Annotated in this window: 13 protein-coding genes; 4 read left to right on the top strand and 9 right to left on the bottom strand. The window is 65.7% G+C overall.

Annotated elements, in window-relative coordinates; all coding sequences use genetic code 11:
- Window positions 1–175: 175 nt before the first annotated feature.
- Genes fliG through fliE form a run of 3 tightly spaced genes read right to left on the bottom strand, consistent with a single transcriptional unit; the run spans window position 176 to window position 3312 of the window.
- Window positions 176–1192 (bottom strand): flagellar motor switch protein FliG, encoded by a 1017-nt coding sequence (gene fliG / locus CXK94_RS05445; RefSeq protein WP_037042717.1) that lies wholly within the window; start codon window positions 1190–1192, stop codon window positions 176–178.
- Window positions 1185–2969 carry a flagellar basal-body MS-ring/collar protein FliF gene (fliF, locus tag CXK94_RS05440; protein ID WP_102893557.1) on the bottom strand — a complete coding sequence of 595 codons (1785 nt, stop codon included), beginning with the start codon at window positions 2967–2969 and terminating at the stop codon, window positions 1185–1187. The genes fliG and fliF overlap by 8 nt, the downstream gene beginning before the upstream one ends.
- A 13-nt stretch (window positions 2970–2982) precedes the next feature.
- Window positions 2983–3312 carry a flagellar hook-basal body complex protein FliE gene (fliE, locus tag CXK94_RS05435; RefSeq protein WP_037043383.1) on the bottom strand — a complete coding sequence of 110 codons (330 nt, stop codon included), beginning with the start codon at window positions 3310–3312 and terminating at the stop codon, window positions 2983–2985.
- A gap of 242 nt (window positions 3313–3554) precedes the next feature.
- Here fliE and CXK94_RS05430 point away from each other — a divergent pair, with 242 nt between their 5' ends.
- Window positions 3555–4742, top strand: a complete 1188-nt coding sequence (locus tag CXK94_RS05430; RefSeq protein ID WP_102893556.1) for a benzoate/H(+) symporter BenE family transporter — start codon at window positions 3555–3557, stop codon at window positions 4740–4742.
- Between the two features lie 238 nt (window positions 4743–4980).
- On the opposite strand, the gene CXK94_RS05425 is transcribed toward CXK94_RS05430, so the two are convergent.
- Window positions 4981–5742, bottom strand: a complete 762-nt coding sequence (locus CXK94_RS05425) for an SDR family oxidoreductase (protein WP_102893555.1) — start codon at window positions 5740–5742, stop codon at window positions 4981–4983.
- Window positions 5743–5957: 215 nt separating this feature from the next.
- Between CXK94_RS05425 and CXK94_RS05420 the strand changes: the two genes are divergently transcribed.
- On the top strand, window positions 5958–6962 hold the full coding sequence (locus CXK94_RS05420; protein ID WP_102893554.1) for an NADP-dependent oxidoreductase: 1005 nt from the start codon (window positions 5958–5960) through the stop codon (window positions 6960–6962).
- A 40-nt stretch (window positions 6963–7002) separates the two neighbouring features.
- Here the strand turns inward: CXK94_RS05420 and pyrF are convergent, their stop codons facing one another.
- Window positions 7003–7698, bottom strand: coding sequence for an orotidine-5'-phosphate decarboxylase (gene pyrF / locus CXK94_RS05415; protein ID WP_102893553.1), 696 nt, complete (start codon window positions 7696–7698; stop codon window positions 7003–7005).
- Between the two features lie 177 nt (window positions 7699–7875).
- Here pyrF and CXK94_RS05410 point away from each other — a divergent pair, with 177 nt between their 5' ends.
- A complete protein-coding gene (locus CXK94_RS05410; RefSeq protein WP_102893552.1) occupies window positions 7876–8043 on the top strand; it encodes a DUF2897 family protein in 168 nt (55 codons plus the stop codon).
- A 119-nt stretch (window positions 8044–8162) separates the two neighbouring features.
- Window positions 8163–10736, top strand: a complete 2574-nt coding sequence (locus tag CXK94_RS05405) for a bifunctional diguanylate cyclase/phosphodiesterase (RefSeq protein ID WP_102893551.1) — start codon at window positions 8163–8165, stop codon at window positions 10734–10736.
- Between the two features lie 31 nt (window positions 10737–10767).
- Here CXK94_RS05405 and CXK94_RS05400 read toward each other — a convergent pair whose 3' ends face one another.
- The 4 genes from CXK94_RS05400 to CXK94_RS05385 form a co-directional block, all read right to left on the bottom strand.
- Window positions 10768–12198, bottom strand: a complete 1431-nt coding sequence (locus tag CXK94_RS05400; protein WP_102893550.1) for a PLP-dependent aminotransferase family protein — start codon at window positions 12196–12198, stop codon at window positions 10768–10770.
- A 117-nt stretch (window positions 12199–12315) separates the two neighbouring features.
- Complete coding sequence (locus CXK94_RS05395; RefSeq protein ID WP_272888735.1) at window positions 12316–13089, bottom strand: OmpA family protein; 774 nt, start codon at window positions 13087–13089, stop codon at window positions 12316–12318.
- 20 nt (window positions 13090–13109) lie between these two features.
- A complete protein-coding gene (locus tag CXK94_RS05390) occupies window positions 13110–13460 on the bottom strand; it encodes a DUF4398 domain-containing protein (RefSeq protein WP_037043366.1) in 351 nt (116 codons plus the stop codon).
- Window positions 13461–13470: 10 nt separating this feature from the next.
- The gene (locus CXK94_RS05385) at window positions 13471–14295 is read right to left on the bottom strand and encodes a substrate-binding periplasmic protein (RefSeq protein WP_102893548.1); all 825 of its coding nucleotides are present in this window, start codon (window positions 14293–14295) and stop codon (window positions 13471–13473) included.
- Window positions 14296–14599 lie beyond the last annotated feature (304 nt).

Raw genomic sequence — 14599 nt, 5'->3', positions numbered from 1 at the left:
GAGCGGGCCATGCCCGCGAAAAAGCAGCCATACCGATGAAGGGTCCTGTCCGCAGACATGGCCTGCTCCTACAAGGGAGAGTGCTGCAAGCTAAGCATCGGTGCTGGGGCAGAGCCTCAACAACGAGCTTTTCCTCATAGATCAATCGGTTAGAGAAAAAACGGCAACAGGTCCTCTAGATCATCTCTTCGCCGCCCTTGGAGCCCAGGACGATCTCCCCGGCCTCGGCCATGCGGCGGGCGATGGTGAGGATTTCCTTCTGCGCATTCTCGACATCGCTGACGCGCACCGGGCCCTTGGCTTCCAGGTCGTCGCGCAGCAATTCGCCGGCGCGCTTGGACATGTTCTTGAAGACCTTTTCCTTGATGGCCTCGTCGGCGCCCTTGAGCGCCAGCACCAGCACATCGGAGGACACTTCGCGCAGCAGGATCTGGATGCCGCGGTCGTCGATGTCGGCCAGGTTGTCGAAGACGAACATCAGGTCCTCGATCTGCCCGGAAAGGTCCTCGTCGACTTCGCGGATCGCGTCCATCAGCTGGCCTTCGATGGAGCTGTCGAGGTAGTTCATGATGTCCGCGGCGCGCTTGACCCCGCCGAGGCTGGCGCGGCTGGTATTGGTGCTGCCGGAGAACTGCTTCTCGAGGATCAGGTTCAGCTCCTTCAGCGCCGCCGGCTGCACGGTGTTGAGCGACGACACGCGCAGCACGATATCCAGCCGCACCTTGTGGTCGAAATGCGACAGCACCTCGCCGGCCTGGTCCGGATCGAGATAGGCCACCACGATGGCCTGGATCTGCGGGTGTTCGTAGCGGATCACATCGGCCACGGCGCGCGGCTCCATCCACTTCAGGCTGTCCAGGCCGCTGGTATTGCCGCCGAGCAGGATGCGATCGATCAGGCCGCCGGCCTTGTCCTCGCCCAGCGCCTGGGTGAGCATCTTGCGGATGTAGCCATCGGAGCCGACGCCGAGGCTGGTCTGGTCGCCAACGATCTCGACGAATTCGCTCATCACCCGCTCGACCTGCTCGCGGTGGATGTTGCGCATCTGCGCCATGGCGGTACCGACCCGCTGCACCTCCTTCGGGCCGAGGTGACGCAGCACCTGCGCCGCGTCGGTCTCGCCCAGCGACAGCAGGAGGATGGCGGCCTTGTCGACCTTGTTGAGCTTGGTCTGGACTCGATTGTCACTCATCGGCGTTGATCCACTCTTTCACCACCTGGGCTACCCGTCCCGGGTCATCGGCCACCAGGTTCTTGATCGCGTTCAGCTGGGCTTCATATCCCTCGCTGGGGCTTGGCAACAGGATGTTCTGCGGGCCACTCAGGCTGACCCGGTCATTGGCCAGGCCGGCATCCAGCCCGTCCTCCTCGCCCAGCTCGCCGGCACTGTCGGCGACCTGCAGCTCCTTGCCGCTGGAGGGATTGGTCAGGCTCTTGAGCACCGGCCGCAGCACGCCGAACACCAGCACCAGGATGAACAGCACGCCAAGCACCTGCTTGACCACGTCCCAGAACCAGGGCTGCGAGTAGAACGGAACATCCTCGAAAGCTTCACCGAAGCTGTCGGCGACGAAGGCGGTGTTGATCACGCTGACGCTGTCGCCGCGGCTGGCATCGAAGCCCACCGCGTCCTGCACCAGGCGGGTGAAGCGTGCCAGTTCGTCGGCGCTCCACGGCACCCGTACCGTCTCGCCGGCCGCGTTCAACGAGACCTGATCGTCGACCACCACGGCGACCGACAGGCGGCGCAGACGGCCCTGCTGCTGCTTGGTGTAGCTGATGGAGCGATCCAGCTCGTAGTTGCGGGTCGCCTGTTCGCGCTTGTCCGCCGGATAGGGCGCGAGCATCGGCTGGCCGGTCGCCGGGTCCATGACCTGCTGGCCATTGGCGTCGAGCAGCGGCTGGCCGGCGGCCACCGGGCCCGCCGCAGCAGCGGCGCCACCGGTCTGCTCGGGAGCGCTGGCCGGCCCCGGCGGCTGGTTGCTCAGCGCCCCCGGCACACCTTGCGGCGGCAGGCTGCTCTGGCGCTGTTCGTTGATGCTCTGCTCGCTGCGCAGTGCCGGCTGGTCGGGGTTGAAGGTTTCCGAGGTGGATTCCACCGCGCTGAAATCGACGTCGGCGGAGACTTCGGCCTTGTAGCGGCCGCTGCCCAGCACCGGCTGCAGGATGTTGTGCACGCGCTGGGTGTAGAGGCTTTCCATGCGACGGCTGTAGTCGAACTGCTTGCCGGCCATGGTCAGTTCGGACAGCTCCTGCTGGTCGGACAGCAGGTTGCCCTTCTGGTCCACCACGGTGATCTGCGACTTGTTCAGTTCCGGTACGCTAGTGGCGACCAGGTTGATGATCGCCATCACCTGGCTCGGCTCCAGCGCGCGGCCCGGATAGAGTTCGACCAGCACCGAGGCGCTGGGCTTGCGCTCGTCGCGGACGAACACCGAGCTCTTCGGGATCGCCAGGTGCACGCGGGCGCCCTTGACGTTGTTCAGGCTGGAAATGGTGCGCCCCAGCTCACCCTCGAGGCCGCGGCGATAACGGGTCGCCTCCATGAACTGGCTGGTGCCCAGGCCCTGGTCCTTGTCGAGGATCTCGAAGCCGACGTTGCTGTCGGCCGGCGCGATGCCGGCGCCGGCGAGCTTCAGCCGGGCGCGAGCGAGGTCGTTGGCCTTGACCAGCAGGGCGCCGGAGTTGGGTTCGACGGTGTAGGCGATATCCGCCGCGGCGAGGGTTTCCATCACCTGGTTGGCATCCATCCCGGCGAGGCTACCGAGCAATGGGCGGTAATCCGGCTGCTGCGACCAGAGCACCACGGCGAAGCCGATCGCCACGCTCGCCGCCAGCCCGACCAACAGGCCGATCTGCCGCAGCATCGACATTTCCGAAAGATTTTCCAGGAACGACAGCCCCAGGAAGGGCTTCTTGGCATCTCCCGACGCAGCCGGCACCGGAACGTTGCTCACCGCTTCAGCCATGATTCAATCCGCCTCACACCGGCATCTGCATGATGTCTTGGTAGGCCTGAACCAGCTTGTTGCGCACCTGGGTCATGGCCTGAAAGGAAACGCTGGCCTTCTGTGAGGCGATCATCACTTCGGTCAGGTCGACGCCGCCCTGCCCCATTTCGAAGGCAGAGGCCATCTGGTTGGAGACCTGCTGGGTTTCGTGCACCTTGTTCACCGCCTGGCCCAGCATGTCGGAGAAGCTCGGCGCACCGACTTCCTGCGCAGGCGCCTCCGGCTTGGCGCGCGCCATGGCCTCGGTCTGCATGGCCCGCATTTCCAGCATCAAGCGATTGAATTGCACACCCTGACTCATCTAATCCTCCAACAGCCGCGGTTTTTTTGACGCATCGCGACGAGCAATGACTAGATAGCAACAAGGGTGCCAGAACCATCGCAACGGCCCCGCAGCCCCGATGACCTGCATCGGCTTTCGCGCCAGCCTGTGGACTGTTCCGCCCATTGCGCATCTGACTGTACCGGGACGTTGCGCGGGCAGGGCCAATAGGCTAACGCGTTCAACCGAACCCCTGCGTCGATTAACAAGAAATGGAAAGCATGAATCCAATCGGCCGTACCGCCTTGCGCCCACTGAGCGACAGCTCGCCCTCGACCGTCGTCGCCGGCTTCATCGCCATGCTCACCGGCTATACCAGCTCGCTGGTGCTGATGTTCCAGGCCGGCCAGGCGGCAGGCCTGAGCGGGCAGCAGATATCGTCCTGGATCTGGGCGCTGTCGATCGGCATGGCGATCTGCAGCATCGGTCTGTCGCTGCGCTATCGCACGCCGGTGGTGGTCGCCTGGTCGACGCCCGGCGCGGCCCTGCTGATCACCAGCCTGCCCGGCGTGCCTTATGACGAGGCGATCGGCGCGTTCATCTTCGCCTCGGCGCTGATTCTCCTGTGCGGCCTGACCGGCAGCTTCGACCGGCTGATGCGCCGGGTGCCGGCCTCGCTGGCCGCCGCCCTGCTGGCCGGCGTGCTGTTCAACATCGGCATCGAGATCTTCCGCGCCGTGGAGGTGCAGCCGGTGCTGGTGCTCGGCATGTTCTTCAGCTACCTGCTGGCCAAGCGCCTGCAACCACGCTATGCGGTGCTCGTCGCGCTGCTGGTCGGCTGCCTGATCGCCGGACTGTCGGGCCTACTGGATTTCCAGCGCTTCAGCCTGCAGGTCGCGGTGCCGGTCTGGACCACCCCGGCGTTGTCCTTCGCGGCGATCTTCAGTATCGGCATCCCGCTGTTCGTCATCGCCATGGCGTCGCAGAACATGCCGGGGCTGGCCGTGCTGCGCGCCGAAGGCTATCAGGTGCCAGCCTCGCCACTGATCTCCACCACCGGCATCGCCTCGCTGCTGCTGGCGCCCTTCGGCTCGCACGGCATCCACCTGGCGGCGATCACCATGGCGATCTGCGCCGGCCCTGAAGCGCATCCCGATCCACACAAGCGCTATACCGCGGCCGTCTGGTGCGGTGTGTTCTACGGCATCGCCGGCATTTTCGGCGCCACCCTGGCGGCGCTGTTCGCGGCCTTTCCGGCGGCGCTGGTGCTGTCCATCGCGGCGCTGGCGCTGCTCGGCTCGATCGGTTCCGGCCTGACCCAGGCGATGCAGCAGCCGCACGAGCGCGAGGCGGCGCTGATCACCTTCATGGTCACCGCTTCCGGGCTGACGCTGTTCGGCATCGGGGCGGCGCTCTGGGGGTTGATCGCGGGGGCGCTTACGCTGGTGATCCTTAGCAGGCGGGCCTGAGCGGGGCGCGTAGCGTAGGTTGGGTCGGGGCGCGCAGCCTGAGGAGCGCAGCGACGAAGCCCAACAGGTTCATGCCGCCCCCTGTTGGGCTTCGCTGCGCTCAGCGCCAACCTACCCGCGAACGCCCGATCGCTCGAATATCGGCTGTTGCACGAAATCCGAACCCAAGGCTCGGCAACAGTGAAAGAAGCCAGCCCCTGTATCAATAACCCAAAGCACTCCCCCGAATACCAACAACCTAGATAGCCGTCGCCCCGCCATCCACCGCCAACGCATGGCCGGTAGTAAAAGCCGCACCATCGCTGCACAGATAGAGCACCGCCGCAGCGACCTCCTCCACCGTGCCCACCCGTCCGACCGGATGCATCGCGGCGGCGAACTCGGCCTTGCGCGGGTCCGCCTCGTAGGCGCGGCGGAACATGTCGGTGTCGATCACCGCCGGGCACACCGCATTCACCCGGATTCGCTTCTTGGCATATTCGATGGCCGCGGATTTGGTCAGGCCGATCACCGCATGCTTGGAGGCCGAATAGATGCTCATCTTCGGCGCCGCGCCGAGCCCTGCCACCGAGGCGGTGTTGACGATGGCGCCGCCACCCTGGGCCAGCATCACCGGCAACTGGTGCTTCATGCACAACCAGACGCCCTTGACGTTGACACCCATGATCGCGTCGAACTCCGCCTCGCTGCCCTCGGCCAGCCGGCCCTGCTCGATCTCGATGCCGGCATTGTTGAAGGCGTAGTCGAGCCGGCCGTACTGCGCCAGCGTCTGCTCGACCAGCGCCCTGACCTGCTCGTCGCGGGTCACGTCGCAGCGCACGGCAATCGCCTCGCCCCCCGCGTCACGGATGGCTGCGGCGCCCGCCTGGATGCCGTTCTCATCGACGTCCGCCAGCACGACCTTGAGTCCCTGCTCGGCAAAGGCCAGCGCAGTGGCGCGACCGATACCGGCGGCGGCGCCGGTAACCAAGGCGACCTGGCCGGAGAATTTCATGTTCATAGTGTCGTTCCCGAAGAATCCGATCTTGTCTTCTGCTCTTGAAATGACCACAGAAGGCCTCCCGGTCAGGTTTATACCGCTACGCACGCAGGCTTTTCACTGCCGGAGCGGTCATATCACCAGGCTGGATGCCTTTGCATTCCAGTGAGCGGCGTACCTTGCAGCACCGGCTGGCACGGGCTAAACCAAAGCACTCCAGTGACGAGGCTTCTTCCATGACCCTGCTCAATCAGCAATTCCTGCTCGCGCAGCGCCCGGTCGGCGCCCCGACCCGGGAAACCTTCGACTTCGTCGAGACACCGGTGGGCGAACCCGGCCCCAATCAGATCCTGGTGCAGGTCGAATACCTGTCAATCGATCCAGCCATGCGCGGCTGGATGAACGACGCCAAGTCCTATATCCCGCCAGTCGGCATCGGCGAAGTGATGCGTGCGCTGGGCGTCGGCAAGGTCATCGCCTCGCAACACCCGGGTTTCGCCGTGGGCGACTACGTCAACGGCGCGCTGGGCGTGCAGGCCTATTTTCTCGGCGAGCCGAAAGGCTTCTACAAGGTCGACCCGCAACAGGCGCCGCTGCCGCGCTATCTCTCCGCCCTGGGCATGACCGGCATGACCGCCTATTTCGCCCTGCTCGCCGTCGGCCAGCCCAAGGCCGGCGAAACCGTGGTGATCTCCGGCGCGGCGGGGGCCGTGGGCAGCGTTGCCGGGCAGATAGCCCGGATCAAGGGGTGCCGGGTGGTCGGCATCGCCGGCGGTGCCGACAAGTGCCGCTTCCTTACCGAGAAGCTGGGCTTCGACGGGGCCATCGACTACAAGAACGAAGACCTCGCGGCCGGCCTCAAGCGCGAGTGTCCGAAAGGCATCGACGTCTACTTCGACAACGTCGGCGGCGACATCCTGGATACCGTGCTGCCGCGCATCAACGTCGGCGCGCGCGTGGTGATCTGCGGCGCCATCAGCCAGTACAACAACAAGGAAGCCGTCAGAGGCCCGTCCAACTACCTGTCGTTGCTGGTCAACCGCGCACGCATGGAGGGCATGGTGGTCACCGATTATGTGTCACGCTATCCCGAAGCGATGCGCGACATGGCCGAATGGCTCGCCAGCGGCCAGCTCAAGAGCAAGGAAGACATCCTCGAGGGCCTGCAGACCTTTCCCGAGACGCTGATGAAGCTGTTCACCGGCGGCAACTTCGGCAAGCTGGTCCTCAAGGTGAGCTGAGCGCCACGGCAGGCGGGCCGATGGCGCAACCGGGATCGACTCAGGCGAGTTCGGCGACCACCGCCGCCAGCGCCTGCGCCGGATCGGAGGCCTGACTGATCGGCCGGCCGATCACCAGGTAATCGGAGCCGGCCGCCATGGCTTGTGCCGGCGTGAGAATGCGCCGCTGATCGTCCTCGGCGCTGCCGGCCGGACGGATGCCCGGGGTCACCAGTTGCAGTTGCGGGAACTGCGCCTTCAGCGAAACGGCCTCCTGCGCCGAGCAGACCAGTCCGTCGAGCCCTGCCTGCGCAGCCAGCCCGGCCAGGCGCAGGACCTGCTCCTGCGGCGTGATGTCCAGGCCGATACCGGCGAGGTCGGCCTGCTCCATGCTGGTCAGCACGGTGACGCCGATCAGCAGCGGCGAAGGCCCGGCGGCCTTGTCCAGCGTCTCGCGGCATGCCGCCATCATCCGCAGGCCGCCGGAGCAGTGCACGTTGACCATCCAGACACCGAACTCGGCCGCCGCCTTCACCGCCATCGCCGTGGTGTTGGGAATGTCGTGAAACTTGAGGTCGAGGAACACCTCGAAGCCCATGGCCTGCAGAGCCTCCACTATCGCCGGACCGCAGCGGGTGAACAGCTCCTTGCCGACCTTGACCCGGCACAACCTGGGATCGAGCCGCTGTGCCAGCGCCAGCGCGGCATCGCGGGAAGGAAAATCGAGCGCGACGATGATCGGGGTTTGGCAGGTCATGACAGCTCCTCGGCAAAATTCGGCGCGCATTGTCGCAGAAAAAACGCCCGACGACGAAAGCTTGCCGGGCCGGTCCAAATTCAGGGGGCGTGGCATTCGACCTGTCGCTCACGCCCACGTAAAGTGAGGCAGTCGCCGCGCCGCGCGGCCAGCCTTCACAACCGCCTGGAGAAAAGCATGCCCTGGTATTTCTGGCTCATTCTGGTCGTGGCCCTGGGGTCCATCGTCGGCAGCCTGCTGATGCTGCGCTCCACCGCGCGCAAGATACCGCTCACCGAGGAACAGAAGAAGCGCATCGCCGAACGCAATGCCGAGGCCGACGCCAAGGACGCACAGGACCGCTGAACCGACCTTGGCAGTACTGCCAGACCTGGCGACCGACGGAGAGCGATTTTTTCGCCGGCCGGTAGTAGCGCTATGCCTCCATTGCCGCGATCATTGCTGTTCTGGCAAGGACTCTCCTCATGCAAACCCCCTCTTCTGGCGACGACCAGGCACGCCCCAAGGCGCAGGCAATTTTCGCTCGCCGCATTCTTCCCGGCATGGTTGCGCTCTTGGTGGTCGCTCTCGCCGCCGCTGCCGTCGCAGTGGTGCATATCGCCAGACGGATCGACCACGACGCCCTGGAACAAAGCCACTTCCTGGCGGGAAAGGCGCTACAGGCGCAGCACGACTGGATGAACCGCTCCATCGTCGATTACGCGTTCTGGGGCGATGCCTATGTGCACCTCAACGGCCAGGTCGACGTCGACTGGGCCTATGTCCAGGCCAACCTGGGTCCGTCGCTCTACAGGGATTTCGGCTACGAAGCCGTCCTGGTGGTGAATCCGGCGGGCGAGACCCTGTATTCGGTGCTGCGCGGGAAGCTGCAACCGGTCGAGAGCCAGCAGTATCTGCAACATGGCTTGCCGGAGCTGCTGGCACGCGCCCATGCCGCCGTGGCTGACGACGCGGGCGTCTCCGCCCTGCTCTGGGTCGACGATCAGCCCGCCTTGGTCGCGGCCGCGGAGCTGACCCCCGGCGGCACCGGTATCGCAGCAGACGACGGCCCGGCATCCGTCCTGCTGTTCGTCGATCTGCTCGATGCCGAACGCCTGGAAGAAATCGGCACGCAATATGCCATCGACCAGCTGCGCCTCGATCCCGCCGGCCTCGGGGATGGCCCGCATATCCAGCATACCCTGGAGGACGGTTCGCCCCTGTCTTTCACCTGGACGGCTCCCCAGCCGGGGCAACTGCTGCTCTGGGTGACGCTGCCGATCCTCGCGGCGGTGGCACTCGGCCTCGGCCTGCTCGCCTGGCTGCTGATTCGCCAGGCCTTGCGCACGCTGCAACTACTGGACGACAGCTATGCGCGCCTGGCCAGCAGCCGGGGCGCGCTGGCGGCGAGCGAGGCACGTTTTCGCGACGTCGCCGAGGCGGCTTCCGACTGGATCTGGGAAAGCGACGAGCAGGCACGGCTGACCTTCCTGTCGAGCCGCTTCCGGCAGATTACCGGCCACGAGCCGGGCCTCTGGCTGGGGCGTCCGCTGCTCGAGCTGCTGATCAGCGACAGCGCCGCCCTGCAGAACTGGCTGCAGGCCCCGCAAGATGCGCCGCTGCGCTGCAGCTACAGGGCCGCCGATGGCTGCGAGCGCTATTGCCGTCTGGCCGCACGCGCCATCGAGCACGATGGCAAACTGCTCGGCTATCGCGGGACGGCCAGCGACATCACCGAAGAAACCAAGGCCCAGGCCCGCGTGCAATATCTGTCGCAACACGATGCACTGACCGGCCTGCCGAACCGCAGCCGCCTGCACGAGTATCTCGAGCGAAACCTGGAAGCGCTCAGAAGCGCCTCGACGCTGACGCTGCTCTACATCGACCTGGACCGCTTCAAGCCGGTGAACGATACCCTCGGGCATGCCGCCGGCGATGAGGTGCTGATCGGCGTGGCGAGCCGCCTGCGCCAGTGCACCCGCGAGGGAGACCTGGTCGCCCGGCTGGGCGGCGACGAATTCGTCATCGTGGTCCACCGGATGAGCGACGACACCGACATCGACAGGCTGTGCAGCCGGATCATCGAGGCGATCAGCGCGCCCTTCATCTACGAGGAGCACCGGATAAGCATCGGCGCCAGCATCGGTGTCGCCCTGGCGCCAGCCGACGCCACCCATGCCAACGAACTGCTGCGCTGTGCCGACATCGCGCTCTACCAGGCCAAGGATTCCGGCCGCGGCACCTGGCGCGCATACGGCCACGAGATGGACCAACGCCTGCATGAACGCCTGCGCCGCGAAGAAGAACTGCGCCTCGCGCTCGCCGAGCAGAAACTGGAAGTCCACTACCAGCCCCGCTACCTGAGCCAGGACATGCGGATCAACGGCGCCGAAGCGCTGCTGCGCTGGCCGCACCCCGAGCGTGGCATGCTGCTTCCCGAGGCCTTCATACCGCTGGCCGAGGACAGCGGGCTGATCATTCCCCTGGGGCGCTGGGTGCTGCACCAGGCCTGTCGGCAGGCAGCCCAATGGCCTGGGCAGACGGTGGTTTCCGTCAATCTCTCGCCACTGCAGCTGCACGACGACAAGCTGCTCGAGGAAATCACCCGGGCACTGCGGGAAAGCGGCCTGCCAGGCGAACGGCTGGAACTGGAAATCACCGAGAGCGCGCTGCTGCAGGAGGCTCGCGGCACGCTGGAGCTGCTCAACCGCATCAAGGCACTCGGCGTGCGCTTGGCCATGGACGATTTCGGCACCGGCTATTCGTCGCTGACCAACCTGCGCAACTACCCGTTCGACGTGATCAAGATCGACAACAGCTTCGTGGCCGGCATCGAACAGTCAATCGAGGATCACTCGATCGTGCGCGCACTGATCGAACTGGGCCGAGGCTTGCAGATGCAGGTCACCGCCGAAGGCGTGGAGACCGAAGAGCAGCTGCGTCTGCTGACCGACGATGGCTGCACCGAAGTCCAGGGCTTCCACATGTGCCAGCCGCTGCCGGCAGAGGCGCTACAGGCCTTGCTGGCGCAGGACGAAACGGACGACCGAAGCCGCTAGCACACCCGCTGGGCACAGGCCGGCCCGCGGGTTACTGCGCCTCCCGGCACAGCGCCGAAGCCAGCTGGCCGAGCGTACGCAACGCCCGCTCCGTCTCGTGGTTCCACGGCAGCCCGCAGTTGATCCGGATGCAGTGGTTGAACTGCTCGGTGTTGCTGAAGATCAGTCCCGGCGCGATGCTGATGCCCTGCTCCAGCGCGCGCACCTGCAGGTCCTTGGTGTTGACCCGCACCGGCAGGCTGACCCAGAGGATGAAGTTGCCCTTGGGCCGGGTCATCTGCGTGCCTTCCGGGAAATAGCGCTGCACCGCCAGCTGGAAGGCACTGAGGTTCTTCCGGTATTCCTGGCGGATGTAGCGCAGATGGCGGTCGTAGCCGCCGTTTTCCAGATAGGCGGCCACGCCCATCTGCGTCACGCTGCAGGCCGAGTGCGTGCTGAACGTCTGCAACCGCTCGATCTCCGGCTGATGGCGCCCGGCGATGATCCAGCCGATCCGCACGCCGGGCGACAGCGTCTTGGAGAAGCTGGAGCAGTAGATCACCCGCCCATCCTGGTCGTTCGACTTGAGCGCCTTGTACAGCCCCGGCTCGAACATCAGCTCGCCGTAGATATCGTCCTCGACGATCCGGATGTCGAACCGGGCCGCCAGACTCAGCAACTGGCGTTGCCGATGGTCCGGCATGCTCACACCCAGCGGGTTGCTCAGGCGCGCGGTCAGCACCAGTGCCTTGATCGGCCACTGGCTGGCGGCCAGCTGCAGCGCCTCCAGGCTCATGCCGGTATCCGGGTCGCTGGGGATCTCGATCACCTTCAGCCCCAGCAGGTCGGCCAGTTGCAGCAGGCCATAGTAGGTCGGCGACTCGGCGGCGATCAGATCGCCCGGCCTGGTCAGCACCCGCAACGCCATCTGCAACGCATCGACGCAGCCGTGGGTGATGACGATTTCGGCGGGATCGACCACCACCCCGGCATCGCGCATGCGGATCGCCACCTGGCGGCGCAGCGGCTCGTAGCCGGGGCTGAACATGTAGCTGAAGGCTCGTGGGCTGTGGAAGCGGGTGACCTTGGCCAGTTGCTGGTGCAATGCGCGCACCGGCAGGTAGTCCACATGGGGCACGGCCGCGCCCAGCGGGATCAGGCCCTCGCGGCGGGACTCGCTGAGCACTTGGTTGATGATGCTGCTGCGGGTGACCAGGGTCGGCCGCTCGACCCGGGCGATATCCGGCGTCGGCGCGGTGAGCACCGGCGTCTGGTGCACGTAGAAACCGGACTGAGGGCGCGCGCGGATCATCCCCTGGTCTTCGAGGTTGGCGTAGGCCTGCAAGACCGTGGCATGGCTGACGCTCAGCTGCCGGCTCATCTTGCGCACCGAAGGCACGCGTTCGCCGGGGCGATAGACGCCACGCCGGATATCCTCGGCGAGCTGCTGAGCGATACGCTGATAGAGCAACAGATTGGTCATTTCGCCGGTCTCCCGCCAACTGAACCGTAACAGTAGCGCATGAACGGGAGATGCGACCAATACAGTTACGCGATGTCTGGGCGAAACAGTCGGCCGCAGCGCTGCGGCCACGACAGCTCAGCGCTCGGGCGCGAAACCGCCTTCGGCATCGGAGAACAGGATTTCGACCCGCCGGTTCTGCGCGCGACCGTGCGCCGAAGCGTTCTCCGCGATGGGAAAACGATCGCCATAGCCGCGGGCCTCGACGCGGGCCGGCTCGATGCCCAGATCCACCAGCAGGTCGGCCACCGTCCGGGCACGCGCCTGCGAGAGCATCAGGTTTTCCTGTGCATCGCCGCTGCTGTCGCTATAGCCCTCGATGCGCACCTTGCGTTGCGGGTTGAGCTGAAGGAAATGCGCCAGTTTGAGCAGCGTACGGTTGGCCGTATTGCCCAGCTCGGCGCTGCCGGCCCGGAACAGCACATCGCCCAGGGTCATCACCAGCCCGCGGTCGGTTTCGCTGGCTGCCAGGCTCATCATCTGGTCCTCCAGCCAACGGCCCTGCTGTTCGGCCGTCATCAACCGGGCGTCCTGCAACATGCTCCGCAGGCGGTCGCGCTCCATTTCCAGACGCACGACCTGCTCCTGATGCTGCAACAGCATGCCCTGCTGCCGGGCGATCTCGCTGTAGCGCTGGCTCAGGTAGGCGTAATGCCGGGCGTCGGCCGCGCCGCCCCAGTAGTCCGCGAAACGCTCGGCACGCTGCAGGGTTTCCGCCGCGCGCTGCAGATCCTTGGGCGCACTACGCTGGGCCGCAGCGTCCAGCTGGACGCTGTGCAGCGTGGCCGCGGCCGCACTGAGCTGCCGCTCGGTCTCCTGCGTGGAACAGCCAGCCAATGCCAGTGCAATCATGGCTACCGCGAATCGACTTCTCACCGCGCTTCTCCCAACTGCTGACGCAGCCGCTCGATACGCCGCGTGAGATCGTCGATCTGCGCCTGACGCCTGTCGTTCAGCAATCGCACCTCGGCCAGGCGCGCATCCAGCTCCGCCTGCTCGGCCAGCATGCGGGCTTCACGATGGTCTTCGACGGCCATGGCCGCTTGCGCTGCGCGCAGCTTGTCCTCGGCCTGCAGCAACTCGGCAGGCGCTTCGGGCCCCATGGCACGCGCCTGGACCAGCGCCTGCTCGGTCAGCCGCAGCTGCTCGACGGGGGCGGGATCGTTGGCGCACCCGCCTACCATCGACAAGGCGGCCAGGACGCCAGGGAGAAGTCGTTTCAAAACGCTGAACCTACTTTTTCAGAGTGCCTGTCGGTGCCGACTGCTGGTTTTTCCAGACCGTCAGATTGTGCGCCACCAGTTGCTGCGGAACGCCGGCGGCGCGCAATTCTGTCATTTTCCGCGCCAGTTGTCCGCGCAGCCACGGGTCGTTGCAGGCCGAATCATGGGAGATGGCCAGATGCATGTCGCGGCTCATGAGCGGCGGCTCGAGACGCTGGATCCGGCCCAGCGTCCCCTGGGTATCGGCCGCAGCGATCATGCTGTAGCGCTCGTGCAGCAGGTAGTCGCTGCCGCCGGCGATGAGCGTCTGCAGACCTTGGTTGACATCGGCGACCTGCCGCAACTGCAGGTTGGCCTTCGCGAAGGCGTCGAACTCGCTGCCGAAGCGGCTGGTTGCAACGACGCTACCGGCGCGGCCGCGCAGGTCCTCGCGGCTGGAATAGAAGAACCCCGGCTCATTGCGCACCCAGGCCACCGTCTGTAATTGCACGATGCCCGGATGAATGAAATCCATCTCCTCGAGCCGTCGCAGCGACAGGGTCGCATCGGCCAGCACGTCGACGCGACCGCTACGCACCTCGTCGAGCGCCTTGGCCGCATCACCGGTGTAGAGCAGATCCAGCTTGAGGCCGAGCGCATCGGCGATCTGCCCGAGCAGATCGGCATTGGCACCGATCAGCCGCGCGGGATTCTGCGGGTCACGCCAGAGAAACGGCGGATTGTCCGCCGCACCGGTGGCTACCAGCCGATCGCACTTTCCCGCGGCCGTGGCCAGGATAGGCGTCGCCAGCAGCAGGGCGACCAAGGCCGATTTCAGCGGGAAGGCAAAACGCATGGAGGTCCCCTTATTGCGCAACGATGAGGTGCCGGACTCGGGCACGCCGATCTTATCACTGGCAGGACGGCCGAGCGCCCAGGAAAAAGGCTATTTCCCCGTTACGTGTTGCAGGATTTTGTTGGTAGTGTTTGCCCCGGATTTTGCGTGCGAAAGCCCGATGTTCGGGCAATCGGGCGTACGCCGGTAGGTTGGCGCTGAGCGCAGCGAAGCCCAACGGGGATCGGCACGAACCTGTTGGTTGGGCTTCGTCGCTGCGCTCCTCAACCCAACCTACGGCTGGAGTCATGGTGAAATAAAAAAC

It is taken from the genome of Stutzerimonas stutzeri (genome assembly GCF_002890915.1).
Lineage (GTDB): Bacteria > Pseudomonadota > Gammaproteobacteria > Pseudomonadales > Pseudomonadaceae > Stutzerimonas > Stutzerimonas stutzeri_AF.
This window is presented reverse-complemented; position numbering and strand designations above follow the sequence as displayed.

Bases quoted from the DNA above. Each gene is read 5' to 3' on its own strand.
- fliG (WP_037042717.1), bottom strand. From the start codon at position 1,192: ATGAGTGACAATCGAGTCCAGACCAAGCTCAACAAGGTCGACAAGGCC.
- fliF (WP_102893557.1), bottom strand. From the start codon at position 2,969: ATGGCTGAAGCGGTGAGCAACGTTCCGGTGCCGGCTGCGTCGGGAGAT.
- fliE (WP_037043383.1), bottom strand. From the start codon at position 3,312: ATGAGTCAGGGTGTGCAATTCAATCGCTTGATGCTGGAAATGCGGGCC.
- CXK94_RS05430 (WP_102893556.1), top strand. From the start codon at position 3,555: ATGAATCCAATCGGCCGTACCGCCTTGCGCCCACTGAGCGACAGCTCG.
- CXK94_RS05425 (WP_102893555.1), bottom strand. From the start codon at position 5,742: ATGAACATGAAATTCTCCGGCCAGGTCGCCTTGGTTACCGGCGCCGCC.
- CXK94_RS05420 (WP_102893554.1), top strand. From the start codon at position 5,958: ATGACCCTGCTCAATCAGCAATTCCTGCTCGCGCAGCGCCCGGTCGGC.
- pyrF (WP_102893553.1), bottom strand. From the start codon at position 7,698: ATGACCTGCCAAACCCCGATCATCGTCGCGCTCGATTTTCCTTCCCGC.
- CXK94_RS05410 (WP_102893552.1), top strand. From the start codon at position 7,876: ATGCCCTGGTATTTCTGGCTCATTCTGGTCGTGGCCCTGGGGTCCATC.
- CXK94_RS05405 (WP_102893551.1), top strand. From the start codon at position 8,163: ATGCAAACCCCCTCTTCTGGCGACGACCAGGCACGCCCCAAGGCGCAG.
- CXK94_RS05400 (WP_102893550.1), bottom strand. From the start codon at position 12,198: ATGACCAATCTGTTGCTCTATCAGCGTATCGCTCAGCAGCTCGCCGAG.
- CXK94_RS05395 (WP_272888735.1), bottom strand. From the start codon at position 13,089: ATGATTGCACTGGCATTGGCTGGCTGTTCCACGCAGGAGACCGAGCGG.
- CXK94_RS05385 (WP_102893548.1), bottom strand. From the start codon at position 14,295: ATGCGTTTTGCCTTCCCGCTGAAATCGGCCTTGGTCGCCCTGCTGCTG.